This window comes from Geodermatophilus sp. SYSU D00758 (assembly GCF_054049955.1).
On the sequence record NZ_JBJGYK010000020.1, the window covers coordinates 37,612 to 50,801 of the forward strand.

Annotated in this window: 11 protein-coding genes; 2 read left to right on the plus strand and 9 right to left on the minus strand. The window is 75.3% G+C overall.

Annotated elements, in window-relative coordinates; all coding sequences use genetic code 11:
- Positions 1 to 7 precede the first annotated feature (7 nt).
- The 9 genes from prmC to argS all read right to left on the minus strand — a co-directional run bounded on the left by prmC (position 8) and on the right by argS (position 11,509).
- On the minus strand, positions 8 to 868 hold the full coding sequence (gene prmC / locus ACI8AC_RS15795) for a peptide chain release factor N(5)-glutamine methyltransferase (protein WP_456898804.1): 861 nt from the start codon (positions 866 to 868) through the stop codon (positions 8 to 10).
- The gene (prfA, locus tag ACI8AC_RS15800; protein WP_456898748.1) at positions 865 to 1,947 is read right to left on the minus strand and encodes a peptide chain release factor 1; all 1,083 of its coding nucleotides are present in this window, start codon (positions 1,945 to 1,947) and stop codon (positions 865 to 867) included. The genes prmC and prfA overlap by 4 nt, the downstream gene beginning before the upstream one ends.
- 108 nt (positions 1,948 to 2,055) lie before the next feature.
- Positions 2,056 to 2,280 carry a 50S ribosomal protein L31 gene (gene rpmE, locus ACI8AC_RS15805; RefSeq protein WP_117379250.1) on the minus strand — a complete coding sequence of 75 codons (225 nt, stop codon included), beginning with the start codon at positions 2,278 to 2,280 and terminating at the stop codon, positions 2,056 to 2,058.
- 239 nt (positions 2,281 to 2,519) lie between these two features.
- Positions 2,520 to 4,766, minus strand: a complete 2,247-nt coding sequence (rho, locus tag ACI8AC_RS15810; protein WP_456898749.1) for a transcription termination factor Rho — start codon at positions 4,764 to 4,766, stop codon at positions 2,520 to 2,522.
- A 246-nt stretch (positions 4,767 to 5,012) separates the two neighbouring features.
- Positions 5,013 to 5,945, minus strand: coding sequence for a homoserine kinase (thrB, locus tag ACI8AC_RS15815; RefSeq protein ID WP_456898750.1), 933 nt, complete (start codon positions 5,943 to 5,945; stop codon positions 5,013 to 5,015).
- Positions 5,942 to 7,027 carry a threonine synthase gene (gene thrC / locus ACI8AC_RS15820; protein ID WP_456898751.1) on the minus strand — a complete coding sequence of 362 codons (1,086 nt, stop codon included), beginning with the start codon at positions 7,025 to 7,027 and terminating at the stop codon, positions 5,942 to 5,944. The genes thrB and thrC overlap by 4 nt, the downstream gene beginning before the upstream one ends.
- Complete coding sequence (locus tag ACI8AC_RS15825; protein WP_456898752.1) at positions 7,024 to 8,316, minus strand: homoserine dehydrogenase; 1,293 nt, start codon at positions 8,314 to 8,316, stop codon at positions 7,024 to 7,026. Before ACI8AC_RS15825 ends, thrC begins: the two co-directional genes overlap by 4 nt.
- Positions 8,313 to 9,839 (minus strand): diaminopimelate decarboxylase, encoded by a 1,527-nt coding sequence (lysA, locus tag ACI8AC_RS15830; protein WP_456898753.1) that lies wholly within the window; start codon positions 9,837 to 9,839, stop codon positions 8,313 to 8,315. Before lysA ends, ACI8AC_RS15825 begins: the two co-directional genes overlap by 4 nt.
- Positions 9,836 to 11,509, minus strand: a complete 1,674-nt coding sequence (gene argS / locus ACI8AC_RS15835; protein WP_456898754.1) for an arginine--tRNA ligase — start codon at positions 11,507 to 11,509, stop codon at positions 9,836 to 9,838. Before argS ends, lysA begins: the two co-directional genes overlap by 4 nt.
- Positions 11,510 to 11,680: 171 nt before the next feature.
- Between argS and ACI8AC_RS15840 the strand changes: the two genes are divergently transcribed.
- The gene (locus tag ACI8AC_RS15840) at positions 11,681 to 12,478 is read left to right on the plus strand and encodes a DUF3105 domain-containing protein (RefSeq protein ID WP_456898755.1); all 798 of its coding nucleotides are present in this window, start codon (positions 11,681 to 11,683) and stop codon (positions 12,476 to 12,478) included.
- On the plus strand, positions 12,475 to 13,146 hold the full coding sequence (locus ACI8AC_RS15845; RefSeq protein ID WP_456898756.1) for a DUF305 domain-containing protein: 672 nt from the start codon (positions 12,475 to 12,477) through the stop codon (positions 13,144 to 13,146). Before ACI8AC_RS15840 ends, ACI8AC_RS15845 begins: the two co-directional genes overlap by 4 nt.
- Positions 13,147 to 13,190 lie beyond the last annotated feature (44 nt).

Sequence of the window (13,190 nt, forward strand, 5' to 3'; positions counted from 1 at the left end):
CAGTCTGTCACCCCGGCGCACGGACGGCGGTGGTGTACCGCGGCCGGCCGGCGAGGTCGCGGTGGTCGGCGACGTCGACGAAGGAGCCGGACGCCCGGACGACGGCCGGCAGCGTGCTGCCCTGCTGGTCGGCGTGCTCGATGCCGAGTGCGCCGCCGGGGCGCAGCAGCCGGGCCGCGACGGCGAGCATGCCGCGGACGACCTCCAGGCCGTCGGGGCCGCCCCACAGCGCCAGCGGCGGGTCGTGCTCGGCCACCTCCCGGGGGACCCGGGCGCCGTCGGGGACGTAGGGCGGGTTGCTGACGACGAGGTCGACGGCGCCGTCGAGGGCGCGCAGCAGACGGGGGTCGGTCATGTCGCCGGGCAGGACCTCGACGGGGGTGTCCCCCGCGGCCGCCCGGGCAGCGGCGTTGGCCCGCGTCCACTCGGCCGCCACCGGGTCCCGCTCGACCGCCGTGACCCGCGCGCCGGGGTGCTCGTGCGCCAGCGACAGCGCGATCGCGCCCGACCCGGCCCCCAGGTCGACCACCACGGGCTCCGGGGTGCCGGCGAGCCGGTCCAGCGCCCAGCCGACGAGCTGCTCGGTCTCCGGGCGCGGGACGAAGACACCGGGCCCCACCGCCAGCTCCAGGTGGCGGAACGGCGCGCGTCCCGTCAGGTGCTGCAGGGGGACCCGCCCGGCGCGCTGGTCGACCAGCGCGGTGAACCGGTCGGCGACGTCGGCGGGGACGTCGGTCAGGGTGAGCAGCCGGCCTCGGGGGACGCCGAGGGCGTGGGCGAGCAGCAGCTCGGCGTCCACCCGCGGCGAGTCGAGGCCGGCCTCGGCCAGGCGGCGGGCGGCGTCGGTCAGCAGCGTGCGCGGCGTCAGGAGCCGGCCGCCAGCAGCTCGGCGGTGCGGGCGCGGGTCAGCGCGTCGATGACCGGGTCGAGCTCGCCGTCGAGGACCTGGTCGAGGTTGTGCGCCTTGAAGCCGACCCGGTGGTCGCTGATCCGGTTCTCCGGGAAGTTGTAGGTGCGCACCCGCTCGCTGCGGTCGACCGTGCGCACCTGGCTGCGCCGGGCGTCGCTGGCGGCGGCCGCGGCCTCCTCGCGGGCGGCGGCCAGCAGCCGGGAGCGCAGGATGCGCAGCGCCGACTCGCGGTTCTGCAGCTGGCTCTTCTCGTTCTGGCAGCTGACGACGATGCCGGTGGGCAGGTGGGTGATGCGGACGGCGGAGTCGGTGGTGTTCACGCTCTGCCCCCCGGGGCCGGAGGAGCGGAAGACGTCGACCCGCAGGTCGTTCGGGTCGACCGTGACGTCGACCTCCTCGGCCTCCGGGAGCACCAGGACGCCGGCGGCCGAGGTGTGGATGCGGCCCTGGGACTCGGTGACCGGGACCCGCTGCACGCGGTGCACACCGCCCTCGAACTTCAGCCGGGACCAGATCCCCTCGTCGCTGCGCGACTTGATGGCCACGGAGACGTCCTTGAACCCGCCGAGCTCGGCGTCGACGGCGTCGATGACCTCGGCCGACCAGCCGCGGCGCTCGGCGTAGCGCAGGTACATGCGCAGCAGGTCGCCGGCGAACAGGGCGGACTCGGCGCCGCCCTCCCCCGCCTTGATCTCGAGGATGACGTCCTTGTCGTCGTCGGGGTCCCCGGGCACCAGCAGGGACCGCAGCCGCTCCTCGAGCTCCGGGACGCGCTGCTCCAGGGTCTCGGCCTCGGCGGCGAACGAGACGTCCTCGGCGGCCAGTTCGCGGGCCGCGGCGAGGTCCGCGCGCACGGTGTCCAGGGCGCGGGCGCTCTCGACCACCGGCGCGAGCTGGGCGTAGCGCCGGCCGAGGCGGCGGGCGCGGGCGGGGTCGGCGTGCACGGCCGGCTCGGCGAGCTCGGTCTCCAGGGAGGCGTGCTCGGCCAGCAGCGCGGCGAGCCGGTCGGTCGCGGCGGTCTCGGTGCCGCTGCTCATGGGGTTCCTCCGGGGCGGGGGCGCGCCCGGGCGGGCGCGGGGAGGTGGGGTGCGGACACGACGACGGCGCCCGCCCCACGCGAGGTGGGACGGGCGCCGTCGGGGGTGCTACTTGCCGGCGTTCGCGCCGCGCTTGCCGAAGCGCTTCTCGAAGCGGGCCACGCGGCCACCGGTGTCGAGGATCCGCTGCTTGCCCGTGTAGAACGGGTGGCAGGCCGAGCACGTCTCGACCGTCAGCTGACCGCCCGGCGCCGTGCTGCGGGTGGTGAAGGTGTTCCCGCAACCACAGGTGACCGTGGTGACGTCGTAGTGCGGGTGGATGTCGGGCTTCATGTCGCCTCTTCCGAAGAGTCCGTGCCGTTCAGGTGGTCGAACGCCGGCGGCCGTCCGGGGATTCCGGGCCGCGCGGCGCAGGCTCGGTCGGCCAGTATCCCTGACCGGCGAGCCCGGCCGGCGGGCGGCCCGTCCCCGGACCGCCCACCGGCGGATGCCCTCCGTCCTAGGAGGACGGGTGGCCCCGCTGCCGGGCCCTGCCGCGAGCCTGCGAGCGGTGGGGGGGCAGCGGGGTCCTTTCAGTCGTTCGCGCCCAGCGTCGTCTTCTGGATCTGCATGAGGAACTCGACGTTGTTGCGCGTCTTCTTCAGCTTGTCCAGCAGCAGCTCCAGCGCCTGCTGCGGCTCGAGCGCGGCGAGCACCCGGCGCAGCTTGATGACGATGGCCAGCTCGTCGGGCGACATGAGGATCTCCTCCTTGCGCGTGCCTGACGCGTTGACGTCGACGGCCGGGAAGACCCGCTTGTCCGCCAGCCGGCGGTCCAGCTTGATCTCCGCGTTCCCCGTGCCCTTGAACTCCTCGAAGATGACCGTGTCCATCGTGGACCCGGTCTCCACCAGCGCCGAGGCGATGATGGTCAGCGAGCCGCCGTTCTCGATGTTGCGGGCGGCGCCGAGGAAGCGCTTGGGCGGGTACAGCGCCGTGGAGTCCACACCACCGGAGAGGATCCGCCCGCTGGCGGGGGCGGCCAGGTTGTAGGCACGCCCGAGGCGGGTGATCGAGTCCAGCAGGACGACGACGTCGTGGCCCATCTCGACCAGGCGCTTGGCCCGCTCGATGGACAGCTCGGCGACCGTGGTGTGGTCCGACGGCGGCCGGTCGAAGGTCGAGGCGATGACCTCGCCCTTCACCGAGCGCTGCATGTCGGTGACCTCCTCGGGCCGCTCGTCGACGAGGACGACCATGAGGTGGCACTCGGGGTTGTTCGCGGTGATCGCGTTGGCGATCGCCTGCAGCACCATCGTCTTGCCGGCCTTGGGCGGGCTGACGATCAGCGCGCGCTGGCCCTTCCCGATCGGCATGACCAGGTCGATGACCCGGGTGGTCAGCTGGTGCGGCTCGGTCTCCAGCCGCAGCCGCTGCTGCGGGTAGAGCGGGGTCAGCTTGGTGAACTCGGGCCGCTGCCGGGCCTGCTCGGGGTCCAGGCCGTTGACGGTGTCCAGCCGGACCAGGGCGTTGTACTTGTCCTTGCGCTCGCCCTCGCGCGGCTGGCGGACGGCGCCGGTGATGGCGTCGCCGCGCCGCAGGCCGTAGCGGCGGACCTGCGAGAGGGACACGTAGACGTCGTTGGGCCCGGTCAGGTAGCCGGAGGTGCGGACGAACGCGTAGTTGTCGAGGACGTCGAGGATGCCGGCGACCGGCAGCAGGACGTCGTCCTCGCTGACCGCGGGCTCGTTCTGCTCGAAGCGCTCCCGCCCGCCGCGGCGGTTGCGGTCGCGGTACCGGCGACCCCGGCGGCCGCGGCCGCCCTCGAAGTCGTCGTCGTCCTCGTCGTTGCGGTTGTCCCCGCGGTCGTTGCGGTTGTCCCCGCGGGTGTCGTTGCCGCGGTCGTTGCGGTTGTCCGGTCGGCCGCCACGGCCGCCCTGGTCAGGGCCGCGGCCGCCGTCGCGCCCGCGGTCGTCGCGGTTGCCGCGCTCGGAGCGGTCGCCCCGGTCGTCCCGGTTGCCGCGCTCGGAGCGGTCGCCGCCGTCCCGGCTGCCGCGCTCGTCGCGGTTGCCGCGCTCGGGACGGTCGCCCCGCTCGGGACGGTCGCCGCGCTCGGGACGGTCGCCCCGCTCGGGACGGTCGCCGCGCTCGGGACGGTCGCCGCCCTCGGAGCGGTCGCCGCCGTCACGGCTGCGGCCGCGGTCGCGGGTGCGCTCCGAACGGTCGCCGTCGGCGGTCTCACCCGCGGTCGTGCCACCCCGGGACGGCGCCGGGGCGGTGGTGCCGGCCGCGGGCGCGTCCGGGGTCTCGACGCGCGACGCCGGCGCGGCGCCGCGGTCGGCCTCGTCGGGCCGGGTGGTCCCGGCCGCACCGGCGGTGTCGGTGGCGGTGCCGTTGCCGGTGTCGGTGTCGGCACCGGTCGGGGTCTCGGCGGTGGGCGCACCGGCCGGCCGGCTGGCCGCGCGGCGGCGCCGCGGGGCGGGGGCCTCGGCCGGCTCGGCGACCGACTCGCTGACCGGGCCGCTGTTGGCTCCCCCGCTGACCGGCGCCTCCAGGGGCGCGGCGTCCCGGGCGGCCGGGACCTCGCTCGCCGGCCGGGGCTCGGCCGGTGCCGGCCCGCCGACCTGGCGGGCGGAGATGGCGGCGACCAGGTCGCCCTTGCGCATCCGGCCGGTGCCGGTGATGCCGAGTTCGGCCGCCAGGCGCTGCAGCTCGGGCAGCAGCATCCCCGACAGCCCGCTGCCGCGGCGGCGGGTGGTCTTCCCGGCCGCACCAGGAGCGGCAGGTGCCTCGCCCGTGCCGCTCTGCGGCGTGACGGCGAGGTCGGTGGTCTCGCTCACGTACAGGTCCTTCCCTGCGAGAGACCTGCGCCTACCAGCGCAGGGGGTGACCCGGTCCCCCCGCCTCTGCCACGGTCCTGGACAGACGGGGGGACGAGATCGAATAGGTGCGAGGCGGTATCTGCGGCGACGGGATGGATCGTCAGCAACGCCCCGCGCGAGGCTCGCCCGAGAGGGCGGCTACGTCGTGAGCCTAATCCGCGCTCACGGACACGACAACACTGGTCGAGACCGGTGTGTTCCTCGTTATGCAGACGATACCCGAGGTCCGCCACTCACGACGCACGCGCCCCGTCCGTCGACGGGGAACACGCGCATCGACCACCCGGAAGGGGTGAGTCCGGCCACGGCCCGTACCCCGGACGGGTGGTCGGCCGCCTCTCCCGCCCCCCGCCGGACGAGGACCAGCACGCTCGGGCCGGCGCCGGAGACGACCGCGGCGTGGCCCGCCGCGCGCAGCCGGCCGAGCAGCTCCGCGGTCCCCGGCATCGCCGCGGCCCGCTGCGCCTGGTGCAGGCGGTCCTCCGTCGCGTCGAGGAGCAGTTCCGGCGCAGCGGTGAGCGCGTGGGCCAGCAGGGCCGACCGCGCCGCGTTGAAGGCGGCGTCCCCGTGGGGCACGAGTTCGGGCAGCAGGCCGCGGGCCAGGTGCGTCGACAGCGTGGCCTCCGGCACCAGGACGACCGGGACGACGTCGGCGTGCACGGGCAGCCGCACCGCACGCGGGCCGGCGGGGGTCGTCCACGAGAGCGTCGCCCCGCCGAGCAGGCACGGCGCGACGTTGTCGGGGTGGCCCTCGATCTCGGTGGCCAGCCGGAGCACGGCGTCGTCGTCCCGGTCGGCGTGGGGGCACAGCGCGAACGCGCCGACCACCCCGGCGACGACGGCGGCCGCCGAGGAGCCCATGCCCCGCCCCTGCGGGATGCCGTTGTCGGCGGCGACCCGCAGGCCCGGGGGGTGCCAGCCGAGCACGTCGCAGGCCGCGCGGAACGCGCGGACGACGAGGTGGGACTCGTCGGCGGGCAGCGTGCCCGCCCCCTCACCGGTCATCGCGACCTCGAGCCCGCCGGACGTGGCGGCGAACCCGACGACGTCGTGGCAGGCCAGCGCCAGCCCGGCGCAGTCGAAGGCCGGGCCCAGGTTGGCCGAGGTCGCCGGGACGCGGACGCGGACGGGGCTCACAGGCCGAGCTTCGCGGCCGCGGCGGCGGCGTCCACCGGCACGGTGACCGGCGCGGGAGCACCGGAGATGGCCCACTCCGGGTCCTTGAGCCCGTTGCCGGTGACCGTGCAGACCACCCGCCGGCCGGGCTCGAGCCCGCCGGCCTCGGCGACCTGCAGCAGCCCGGCGACCGAGGCCGCCGAGGCCGGCTCGACGAAGACGGCCTCGGTGCGGGCCAGCAGCCGGTAGGCGGCGAGGATCGCGCGGTCGGTCACCGCGTCGATGCGGCCGCCGGACTCGTCGCGGGCGGCCAGCGCCTTCGTCCACGACGCCGGGTTGCCGATGCGGATCGCCGTCGCGATGGTCTGCGGCTGCTCCACGACCCGCCCGGACACGATCGGCGCGGCCCCGGCGGCCTGGAAGCCCCACATCCGCGGCCGCTTCGTGGCCGGACCGTCCTCGGCGTACTCGCGGTAACCCTGCCAGTACGCGGTGATGTTGCCGGCGTTGCCGACCGGCAGGCAGTGGATGTCGGGCGCGTCGCCGAGGACGTCGACGACCTCGAACGACGCCGTCTTCTGCCCCTCGATGCGGAACTGGTTGACGCTGTTGACCAGGCTCACCGGGTAGTCGATGGCCAGCTTGCTGGCCAGCGCGAGGCAGTCGTCGAAGTTGCCGTCGACCTGCAGCAGCTTGGCGCCGTGCACCAGGGCCTGGGCGAGCTTGCCGAGCGCGATCTTGCCCTGCGGCACCAGCACGGCGCAGACCAGCCCGGCGCGGGCGGCGTAGGCGGCGGCGCTGGCGCTGGTGTTGCCGGTGGAGGCGCAGATGACCGCCTGCGAGCCCTCCTCCACGGCCTTGGTGATGGCCATGGTCATGCCGCGGTCCTTGAACGACCCGGTCGGGTTGGCCCCCTCGACCTTGAGGTACACCTCGCAGCCGGTGCGCCGGGAGAGCTCCCGGGCCGGCACCAGCGGGGTGGCGCCCTCCTGCAGGGTCACCACGGGGGTCGTGTCGCTGACCGGCAGCCGCGCGCGGTAGGCCTCGATGAGCCCGGGCCAGGCCGGGGAGACGGCGCCGCGCACCGGCAGACCGCTGGTCATGACAGTCCCTCCACACGCAGGATGCTGGTGACCCCGCGGACGGCGGGCATGTCCCGCAGCGCGTCGACCGTGGCCGACAGCGCGGCGTCGGGTGCGCTGTGGGTGACGATGACCAGCGTGGCGGCGTCCCCGTGCCCGTCCTGCCGCACCGTCGCGATGCTCACCCCGTGCCGGGCGAACTCCTGCGCCACGGTCGCCAGCACGCCGGGCCGGTCGGCCACGTCGAGGCCCACGTGGTACCGGGTCGGCGTCTCGGCGATGGGCCGGGCCGGCAGCCCGGCGTAGGTGGTGACCCCGGGGCCGGCCACGCCGGCCACCCGGTTGCGCGCCACGGCGACCAGGTCGCCGAGGACGGCGCTGGCCGTGGCGTCCCCGCCCGCGCCCTGGCCGTAGAACATCAGCTGCCCGGCCGCCTCGGCCTCGACGAAGACGGCGTTGAACGCGCCGCCGACGGCGGCCAGCGGGTGCGTGGTCGGGATCATCGCGGGGTGCACGCGGACGGCGACGGAGTCGCCTCCGCCGTTCACCACGCGTTCGCAGATGGCCAGCAGCTTGACCGTGCAGCCGATCTCGGCGGCGCGGGCCACGTCGGTGGCGGTGATCGCGCTGATGCCCTCGCGGTGCACGTCGGCGGCGGTGACCTCGGTGTGGAAGGCCAGGCTGGCGAGGATCGCGGCCTTGGCGGCGGCGTCGAACCCGTCGACGTCGGCGGTCGGGTCGGCCTCGGCGTACCCCAGCTCGGTGGCCTCGGCCAGCGCCTCGGTGAACCCGTGCCCGGTCTCGGCCATCCGGGAGAGGATGTAGTTCGTCGTCCCGTTGACGATGCCGACCACCCGGCGCAGCTGGTCACCGGCCAGGGACTCGCGCAGCGGGCGCAGCATCGGGATCGCGCCGGCCACGGCGGCCTCGTAGTAGAGGTCCACGCCGGCCTTCGCGGCGGCGGCGTGCAGGGCGCTGCCGTCCTCGGCGAGCAGCGCCTTGTTGGCGCTGACCACGGACTTGCCGGCCTCGAAGGCGGCCAGCAGCAGCGAGCGCACCGGCTCGATGCCGCCGATGACCTCGACGACCAGGTCGACGTCGTCCCGGGTGACCAGCCCGTGCGCGTCGGTGGTCAGCAGGTGCGGCGGCACCTCCGGGTGCCGGTCGGGCCGGCGGACGGCGACGCCGGCGACCTCCACCGGCCGACCGATGCGGGCGGCGAGTTCGTCGGCCTGCTCGCCCAGCAGCCGCAGGACCGCGCCCCCGACGGTGCCGCAGCCCAGCAGCGCGACCTTGAGCGGGGCGGTCACGGCCGCGCCTCCGCGCCGACCCGCGCGCTCGTCGACCGGGTGCCCGCGGGGTGCTCGGGGGCGGGCTGGTCGATGGCGGGGTGCGGCGCGGTCACGTCGGCGAGGACGGCGTCGAGGGTGAACACGTCCGACAGTGTCTGACGGCGCACGATCTCGGTGGCGACCCCCTCCCGGACGGCGACCACGGGCGGCTTGAGCAGGTAGTTGTAGTTGCTCGCCATCGACCAGCAGTAGGCGCCGGTGGCCGCGACGGCCAGCAGGTCGCCGGGCTGGACGTCCGACGGCAGCCAGAGGTCCCGGACGAGGACGTCGCCGCTCTCGCAGTGCTTGCCGACGACCCGGCACAGCGCCGGCGGGGCGTCGGAGACGCGGTTGGCGAGCACGCAGGTGTAGGCGGCGTCGTACAGGGCGGTGCGGATGTTGTCGCTCATCCCGCCGTCGACGGAGACGTAGTTGCGCACCAGGGGTGCGCCCGGGCTGCCGCTGGCGCCCAGCCGCACCGGCTTGATGGTGCCGATCTCGTAGAGCGTGACCGTGCCGGGGCCGGCGATGGCCCGGCCGGGCTCGACGGCCAGCCGCGGCACGGGCAGTCCGGCCATCGCGCACTCGGCCTCGACCACCGCCCGCAGCCGGCGGGCGACGTCGGCCGGGCTGACCGGGTCGTCCTCGGCCAGGTAGGCGATGCCGAACCCGCCGCCGAGGTTGAGCTCCTCGAGGACCTCGCCGGTGGCCTGGTGCACCTGGCCCAGGAGCCCGACCACGCGGTGCGCGGCCGCCTCGAAGCCGGCGGTGTCGAAGATCTGCGACCCGATGTGGCTGTGCATCCCGGCCAGCCGCAGCGCCGGCTCGCGGATGACCCGGACCGCGGCGGTCAGCGCGTCGCCGGTGGCCAGGCTGAAGCCGAACTTCTGGTCCTCGTGGGCCGTGGCGATGAACTCGTGCGTGTGCGCCTCGATGCCGACCGTGGCGCGCACCAGCACCGACACCGGCGCACCCCCGGCGGCCACCCGCTCGGCGGCCAGCGGCACCAGCCGGTCGATCTCGTCGAAGGAGTCGAGGACTACGCGGCCGATGCCGGCGTCCACGGCCAGCCGCAGCTCGACCAGGGACTTGTTGTTGCCGTGCAGCGCGATCCGCTCGGGCGGGAACCCCGCGGCCAGCGCCAGGGCGAGCTCGTTGCCCGAGCAGGCGTCGAGGTGCAGGCCGTCCTCGGCGATCCAGCGGGCCAGCTGACCGCAGAGGAATGCCTTGGAGGCGTAGTGCACGTCGGCGCCGTCGAACGCACTCGCGAAGTCGGCGGCGCGACCGCGCAGGTCGGCCTCGTCGAGCACGAACAGCGGCGTCCCGTGGGTGCGGGCGAGCTCGGTGACCGGGCGGCCGCCGAGGTGGATCTCGCCGTCCACCCGCCGGGCGGTGCGCGGCCAGACGTGCGGGTCGAGGGCGCCGAGGTCGGCCGGGGGCGCGCCGGCGGGGGTCGGCTGCGCGAGGCTGCCGTGCAGCGGGCCGGCCGGGTGCGCCCTCACATCCGCTCCGGCGCGCTCACGCCCAGCAGGCCCAGGCCGTTGCGCAGCACCACCGCGGTGGCCGCGCACAGCCACAGCCGGGCGACGTTCAGGGCCGTCGCCTCCTCGTCGCCGCGCGGCAGCACGCGGCACGAGTCGTAGAAGCGGTGGTAGGTGCCGGCGAGCTCCTCCAGGTAGCGGGCCACCCGGTGCGGGGCGCGCAGCTCGGCGGCCGAGGTGACCACCCGCGGGAACTCACCGATCGCCCGCAGCAGGTCGTTCTCCCGCTCGTGGGTGAGCCACCCGGCGTCGACGCCGTCGGCGGCGGGCGGGTCGAAGCTCGTGGCCAGCCCCAGGTCGGCGGCGTTGCGCAGCACCGAGGAGATCCGGGCGTGGGCGTACTGCACGTAGAAGACCGGGTTGTCGTTGGTCTGCCGGCTCCACACGTCGATGTCGATGTCGATCTGCTGGTCGACCGAGGCCCGGGCCAGGGCGTAGCGCGCCGCGTCGACGCCGATCGCGTCGACGAGGTCCGACAGCAGGACGATCGTCCCGGCCCGCTTGCTCATCCGGACCGGCTCACCGCCCCGGAGCAGGTTGACCAGCTGGCCGATGAGGATCTCGAGGTGCTGGTCGGGGTCGTCCCCGGTCGCCGCGACGAGCGCCTTGTACCGGCCGACGTAGCCGGAGTGGTCGGCGCCGAGCATGATCACGGCCCGGTCGAACCCGCGCGCCCTCTTGTCCAGGTAGTAGGCGCAGTCGGAGGCGAAGTAGGTGGTCTCGCCGTCGGCCTTGACCAGGACGCGGTCCTTGTCGTCGCCGAAGTCGGTGGTCCGCAGCCACACCGCGCCGTCGGTCTCGTAGACGTGCCCCTGCTCGCGCAGCCGGGCCAGCGCCTTGTCGAGCGCGCCCGACTCGTGCAGCGACAGCTCGCTGAACCACACGTCGAAGTCGACGCCGAAGTCCGCCATCGACCGGCGGATCTCGTCGAGCATCAGCTCCACGCCGCGGTCGCGGAAGACCTGCAGCTGCTCGGGCTCGGCCCGCTCCAGCAGGTCGGGCGTCCCCGCGACGACGGACGCGGCGATGTCGGCGACGTAGGTCCCGCCGTAGCCGTCCTCGGGGACCGGCCGGCCCGTGGCCGCCGCCTGCAGGCTGCGGGCGAAGCGGTCGATCTGCGCGCCGGCGTCGTTGATGTAGTACTCGCGGGTCACGTCGGCGCCGCTGGCCTCGAGCAGCCGGCCGATGGCGTCGCCGACGGCGGCCCACCGGCTGCCGCCGATGTGCACCGGCCCGGTCGGGTTGGCCGAGACGAACTCCAGGTTGACCCGCTGCCCGGCCAGGGTGGAGGTGCGGCCGTAGGCCTCCCCCGCGGTGACCGCGTCGACGGCGATGCGGCCGAGGGCACCGCGGGCGAGGGTGATGTTGAGGAACCCGGGGCCGGCCACGTCGACGGCGGCGACGCCCTCGTGCCCGCGCAGCTCCGCGGCGAGGACCTCGGCCACCTCCCGGGGCGGCCGCCCGGCCGGCTTGGCCAGGCGGAGGGCGACGTTGGTGGCGTAGTCGCCGTGCTCGGGGTTCTTCGGCCGTTCGACGAGGACGTCGGCGGGGACCTCGACGGGCAGCACGCCGCGCTGGACGGCGGCGGCCACGGCGGTCCGGACGACGTCGCGCAACTGCTCCGGTGTCACCGCGCGATCGTACGCAGCGGGACACGGCACCCCTGCCGCCCGCCCCGGCACCGGCGCGCGCTGCCAGGGACCTCCCAGGCGCCCGCCCTAGACTGGCCTCCCGGGAGCCGCCCCGGGCTCCCGGGGCCGGCGCACCGCGCGGCCCGTCGAGGACGAGCGCGAGGAGCACCCGTGGCCAAGGACCGTAAGCCCCAGGACGGCCGCGCGCGCGGCGGGTCCGGACGGTCCGGCTCGGGAGCCCGCCCCGCGGCCGGGGGCCGGCCGGCCGGCGGCCGCACCCGCCCGCCGGCCGCGAACGTGGTCAGCCCGCAGCGCCCCTGGGGGCTGATCGCCGCGGCGATCGCGGTGGTCGTCTTCGCCGCCGCCGTCATCACCTACGCGGTGGTGCAGGTCAACGAGGCCGACGCCAACCGCATCGACTCCCTCGACGAGATCGACGGCGTGCAGACCTTCGACTACGCCGCCGGGCAGGAGCACGTCGCCACCCCGGTCCAGTACGAGCAGTCGCCCCCGGTGGGCGGGCCGCACGACGGCGAGTGGGCCGACTGCACCGGCACCGTCTACGACGTCGACATCCGGCACGAGAACGCGGTGCACAGCCTCGAGCACGGCGCGGTGTGGATCACCTACGACCCCGACGCCCTCACCGAGGACCAGGTCGCCACGCTGGCCGACGTGGCCGACGAGTCGGGCCGGATGCTCTCGCCGTACGCCGGCCTGGACACCCCGGTGAGCCTGCAGTCCTGGAACCACCAGCTGGAGGTCGACTCGGTCGACGACCCGCGGATCGAGCAGTTCGCCGACTTCATGACCTTCAACGCCGAGTTCTACCCCGAGGTCGGGGCCAGCTGCGAGAACCCGACCTTCATCAGCGACCCCCTGACCGTGGACGACGCCAGCCGCGGCAGCGAGGCCATGACCACCGACGCGCCGACCACCCCGACGGCCGAGAGCTCGGGCACGCCGTGACCGCGGCGGGCCGGCCGCTGCGCGCGGTCCTGCTCGGGGTCATCGCGGTGGCGCTGGTGCTGCTCGGCGGTGGCGCCGCGGTCGCCCTCGGCATCGGCCGGGACGAGGCGCCGGGCGCCGACTCGGTGGACGTCGGCTTCGCCCGCGACATGTCCCGCCACCACCTGCAGGCGGTCGAGATGGCCAACCTCGTCCCCGAGCGCAGCAACGACCCGGAGATCCGGCAGCTGGCCTTCGACATCGCCGAGACCCAGCAGAACCAGGTCGGCCGCATGCAGGGCTGGTTGTCGCTGTGGGGGGTCTCCCCCACCGGCGGGGACGCGATGGCCTGGATGGGCGAGGAGACGGGCAGCGGCGACACGGCCGGCGACATGGCCGGGCACGACATGTCGGCGATGGACGGCGCGCTGATGCCCGGCATGGCCACCGACGAGGAGCTGGCCGCCCTGCGGGAGCTGTCGGGGACGGAGTTCGACGTCGAGTTCCTGCGGCTGATGATCCGCCACCACCAGGGCGGCGCGGAGATGGCCGAGTACGGCGCCGAGCACGCCCGGGAGGCCGTCGTCCGGAACCTCGCCGGATCGATGGCCGAGACCCAGGCGGCCGAGACGACGACGATGACCCGCATGCTCACCGCGCGCGGCGGAACCCCGCTCCCGGCGCCCTGAGAGCCGCCGTCCGGGCCGCCGGGGCGGGCTGGTAGTTTCGTCGT

Coding starts and splice junctions, on each gene's coding strand:
- rpmE (WP_117379250.1), bottom strand. CDS start 2,280: ATGAAGCCCGACATCCACCCGCACTACGACGTCACCACGGTCACCTGT.
- thrC (WP_456898751.1), bottom strand. CDS start 7,027: ATGACCAGCGGTCTGCCGGTGCGCGGCGCCGTCTCCCCGGCCTGGCCC.
- prfA (WP_456898748.1), bottom strand. CDS start 1,947: ATGAGCAGCGGCACCGAGACCGCCGCGACCGACCGGCTCGCCGCGCTG.